This is a genomic window from Bradyrhizobium sp. (genome assembly GCF_030697065.1).
Taxonomy (GTDB): Bacteria; Pseudomonadota; Alphaproteobacteria; order Rhizobiales; family Xanthobacteraceae; genus Bradyrhizobium.
Genome location: NZ_JAUYQU010000090.1, coordinates 1 through 3,621, shown reverse-complemented (window position 1 = coordinate 3,621; position 3,621 = coordinate 1). Strand labels below are relative to the sequence as shown.

Here is a 3,621-nt window from a genome sequence, read left to right as displayed (position 1 = left end):
GGTCAGGAGCGCCATCCGCGTCCACCGCATCCCCGTCCCGCACTGGTGACCTTGCGCAACGCCCCTTGTGGATGGGACGGGATGGCCAGACATATAGCCTGATCATGATTTCTGGTAAAAAGAATTATTTTTGCGCGCGGGGCTTGACACGGATTCCGATAAACCGAACTGATTTGCCCGTCGGGGTCGGCTGACCGAACCAGCCTCTAGTCTTCTGTATTCCAGATGATAGGGTATCGTCATTCGCAGGATGACCGGTGAGGGCGCCATGGGATGGTTTGACCGGCTGTTTGGAAGCACACTCATTGCCAGGTTCAGAAGGAAATCGCGGGCACCGACCGACCCTGATCTCCTGAAGATTGCCAAGGACCGAAAAGGGCATATTTCACGCAAGGCCGTGAGGGATGAATACAATCGGCTGGTCCTGGAGAAGTACGCGCAGGACAAGGCCTGATTGGCTTCATTTACCCCGCGGCCTCGTCACTGGTCTCGCGCCAGCTTGCGGCGGCCCCAGTGATGCTCCCTCGCGGTGGTGTCGAACACGCGCTCGATGTGGCGGTTCAACGCCTGCAGCATGCCCATGCGGGCGAACTCGATCGGTCCGCTTTTATTGGCCGCCTGCATCAGGCATTGCGCGGCGGTCTGCCATTCCGTCGCTTGATGCTCGGTCTTCGGCAGCCGGGCGATGTAATTTCCCGCGTCGCGCAGCGTGATCAGCGCCCTGCCTTTCGGCACCACGATCGGCTCGTCAAAACGCTCATTCCAGGACACGCACGCAACTCCGCAACAGAACCGGGATTCAAGCGGGGACTTCCGGTTTGGTTCCGAACTGCAGCGGGCTGTGACGAAACGGCCCCGGCGCGTGGGGCTGGAGCGCGCCAGGGCCAGAATAGAACAGCGGCGCGAGACGACCGGCGTTCGCGATGACGCAATCACATCGCCCGGGGTTCCCGCTGCTCAATTCTGCACAGGATAAGCGAATTCGCGCCGCAGCCCGACCGGTAGGCGCTGCCGCGGTTCCCGGCACCAACCGCTAGCGAATTTGCGCGGACCCGCAGGCTCCGCTGTAATGCGCCGATGAGCACCAAGTCACGCGAGGTCATCTGGGGCAGCCGCATCCGGGGCGCGAAGATGCATGCCGCGCACGCGCGCGAAGCGGCGACGAAAGCCGTGCGCGAGGCCGACCGCGCCGAGGCGGCGGCCTGGTCGGTGCGGATGGAAGGCTATGGCGGCCCGGCGCAGCCGGCGCCGACGATCGCGCAATGCCTCAATGGCGGCCTCGGCTGGCTGGAAGTGGAGTGCAACCGCTGCAGGACCCGCGCGAGCCTGCCGCTTAACGCCATCCGCCGCCCGCGCGACACGCCGCTGTGGAAACTGGAAGCGTCGCTGAAATGCCGCGCCTGCCGCAAGGGCCACACCGCGCCGCCGGTGCACATGATCAAGCTGACGGCGACGCGGGAGATCACGCCGTACCAGTGGGTGCATCCGGAGGAGGAGAGGTGAGCTCTCTGTTTGCATTCGCCCGGCGGCGACATCGAGACGAAGCGGGCATCCACGCTCAGGGACGCGTGACCGCTTCCATGATTTCCTTCGGGCGCCGCTTGATCGCCAGCAAATAGGCCAATGCGGGAGCATCCGGCATGCGCCGCCCCTGCTCCCAGTTCTTCAGCGTGGAAAGCGGAATACGATATGCCGCGGCGAAGTGATGCTGCGACATCCGCAGCGAAAGACGGATCGCCTTCACATCCGGCAACTCGATTTTGGATACGCGCAAACCGCGAACCTTCTTGCCGGCGGCATGCTTTGCCGCCTGCTGCATGCTTTCGATCAACTCCTTTCCAAACTTGCCCATTTCTTTGGTCCTTCTCTCTCCGCGATTCAACTCTTCAGGATGGCCGCGAGCTTTCGAACGGCCTTCTTTTCGTCCGCCGTGAGGTTTTCCTGGCGTGCCTTCGCGTAGACCATCAGCAGATAGAGCGGGCGGTCGCCGCCATGGCAAAAATAGATCACCCGCGCGCCGCCGCGTTTGCCGGCACCGGGCCGCGTCCATCGGATCTTCCGCACACCGCCGGTTTCGGGGATCAGATCTCCCTCGTCCGGATTGCGCGCGATGAAATCAATGAAGGCCTCCAGTTCGGAAGCGTCCCAGATTTCCCGGGCTTGCCGGCCGAACAGGGGCGTTTCCACCACGGTGATCAATCGTCGTGCCACGCCGGGTACTATACGCCAATGGCGTCCAAAGCTCCAGAGAAAAGACGCCATTCTTCCGCGCGATCGCTGCCGAAAGCGGTCAAGTGGGCTGTACCGGCCGCGTAACCGCAGCCGCGAAAACGGACCGCTGGGGCAGTTCTTGACCCTCATCCGGGGTGTGTGATTGACTGCCGTGCGTCTTTTTCCAGGGAGTTAAGCATGAAGAAAATCATTCTTGTTGGTTTTGCCATCTTCGCCGTCTCTACCTCTGCCGCCTTGGCGGCCAAGAAGCAGAAACCCGCTGCCGCCCCTGCGGCCACGGCAAGCCCTGCTCCGATGATCAAGGCCAGTGCCGCCGATCTCGCGCTTTACAAGAAAAGCCAGGTCGAATCCGGCATGATGAAGAAGAAGAAGTAGTCACACCGATCGATCGTTCCGGTCCCGTCAGCGCCGCCGTCCGCCGGATGGCGGCGCTGTTTTATTTCCGGCCATCCTGCCTGACCCGATTGTCGCCATCGGATCGCCCCTTCCAACTGAAATCCGCGCACGCCCGCACCGCCTTGCCACGCATGCCTCAACGGCCGGCAGTCAATCCGCTACCGATTGGACAGGGTCCCCACCCGGTGCTTCGCGCCACCTCCAATCAAGGGGAGGGACAAGAATCCCCCTTCATTTCCTTGTCATTTCGCCCCTTTGGGGCTAGAACCCCGCCACGTCCGCAGCCCCCGCACCCCTGGAGGCTTGCTGCGGCGTTGAACGGGGCCGCGATGCGGCCTTTAACTTTTTGAAAACAAGGACTTAATCAGATGGCGACCGTCAAGGAATTGAAGGCGACCACTCGTCCGGCAGGCGGCAAGGGGGCCGCACGGGCAGAGCGTCGCGCCGGGAGAGTTCCCGGAGTGATCTATGGCAACAACCAGCCCCCCGTGACCATCTCGGTCGACGACACCGAACTGCGCCTGCGCATCCTGGCCGGCCGGTTTCTCACCACGATTTACGACATCGACCTCGAGGGCAAGAAGCACCGCGTGATTCCGCGCGACTTCCATCTCGATCCGGTGCGGGATTTCCCGATCCATGTCGATTTCATGCGGCTCGGCGAAGGCGCCACCATCCGCGTCAGCGTTCCCCTGCATCTCCAGAACGCCGAAACCGCGCCTGGCGTGAAGCGCGGCGGCGCCGTCAACATCGTCACCCATTCGATCGAACTGGAATGCTCGGTCGACAACATTCCGCAGTATATCGAGGCCGATGTCGGCGGGCTGGAAATCAGCCACTCGCTGCATCTGTCCGACATCAAGCTGCCGACCGGCGTGAAGTCGCTGTCGCGCGAGGATGTCACGCTGGTGACCATCGTGCCGCCGTCCGGCTACGCCGAAGAACTCAAGGCGGCTGCGGCGGCCGCGGCTGGCGGTGCGGCGGTGCCGGGTG

7 protein-coding genes are annotated in these 3,621 nt (G+C 62.9%); 4 read left to right on the top strand and 3 right to left on the bottom strand.

Translation table 11 applies throughout. From position 1 onward, the window contains the following. Positions 1-268: 268 nt before the first annotated feature. Complete coding sequence (locus Q8R73_RS06435) at positions 269-454, top strand: hypothetical protein (protein ID WP_305718705.1); 186 nt, start codon at positions 269-271, stop codon at positions 452-454. A 26-nt stretch (positions 455-480) separates the two neighbouring features. On the opposite strand, the gene Q8R73_RS06430 is transcribed toward Q8R73_RS06435, so the two are convergent. Further along, positions 481-771: a hypothetical protein gene (locus Q8R73_RS06430; protein WP_305718704.1), complete on the bottom strand. Its 291-nt coding sequence runs from the start codon at positions 769-771 to the stop codon at positions 481-483. A gap of 306 nt (positions 772-1,077) precedes the next feature. Between Q8R73_RS06430 and Q8R73_RS06425 the strand changes: the two genes are divergently transcribed. Continuing rightward, positions 1,078-1,503, top strand: a complete 426-nt coding sequence (locus Q8R73_RS06425) for a hypothetical protein (RefSeq protein WP_305718703.1) — start codon at positions 1,078-1,080, stop codon at positions 1,501-1,503. A gap of 55 nt (positions 1,504-1,558) precedes the next feature. On the opposite strand, the gene Q8R73_RS06420 is transcribed toward Q8R73_RS06425, so the two are convergent. Beyond that, positions 1,559-1,852: a DNA-binding transcriptional regulator gene (locus Q8R73_RS06420; RefSeq protein ID WP_305718702.1), complete on the bottom strand. Its 294-nt coding sequence runs from the start codon at positions 1,850-1,852 to the stop codon at positions 1,559-1,561. Positions 1,853-1,878: 26 nt separating this feature from the next. After that, positions 1,879-2,211 (bottom strand): type II toxin-antitoxin system RelE/ParE family toxin, encoded by a 333-nt coding sequence (locus Q8R73_RS06415; RefSeq protein WP_305718701.1) that lies wholly within the window; start codon positions 2,209-2,211, stop codon positions 1,879-1,881. Positions 2,212-2,409: 198 nt separating this feature from the next. Between Q8R73_RS06415 and Q8R73_RS06410 the strand changes: the two genes are divergently transcribed. Together Q8R73_RS06410 and Q8R73_RS06405 are read left to right on the top strand one after the other, a co-directional pair. Then, the gene (locus Q8R73_RS06410; protein WP_305718700.1) at positions 2,410-2,607 is read left to right on the top strand and encodes a hypothetical protein; all 198 of its coding nucleotides are present in this window, start codon (positions 2,410-2,412) and stop codon (positions 2,605-2,607) included. Between the two features lie 389 nt (positions 2,608-2,996). After that, on the top strand, positions 2,997-3,621 hold a 625-nt coding region (locus Q8R73_RS06405), incomplete at its 3' end, for a 50S ribosomal protein L25/general stress protein Ctc (protein ID WP_305718699.1).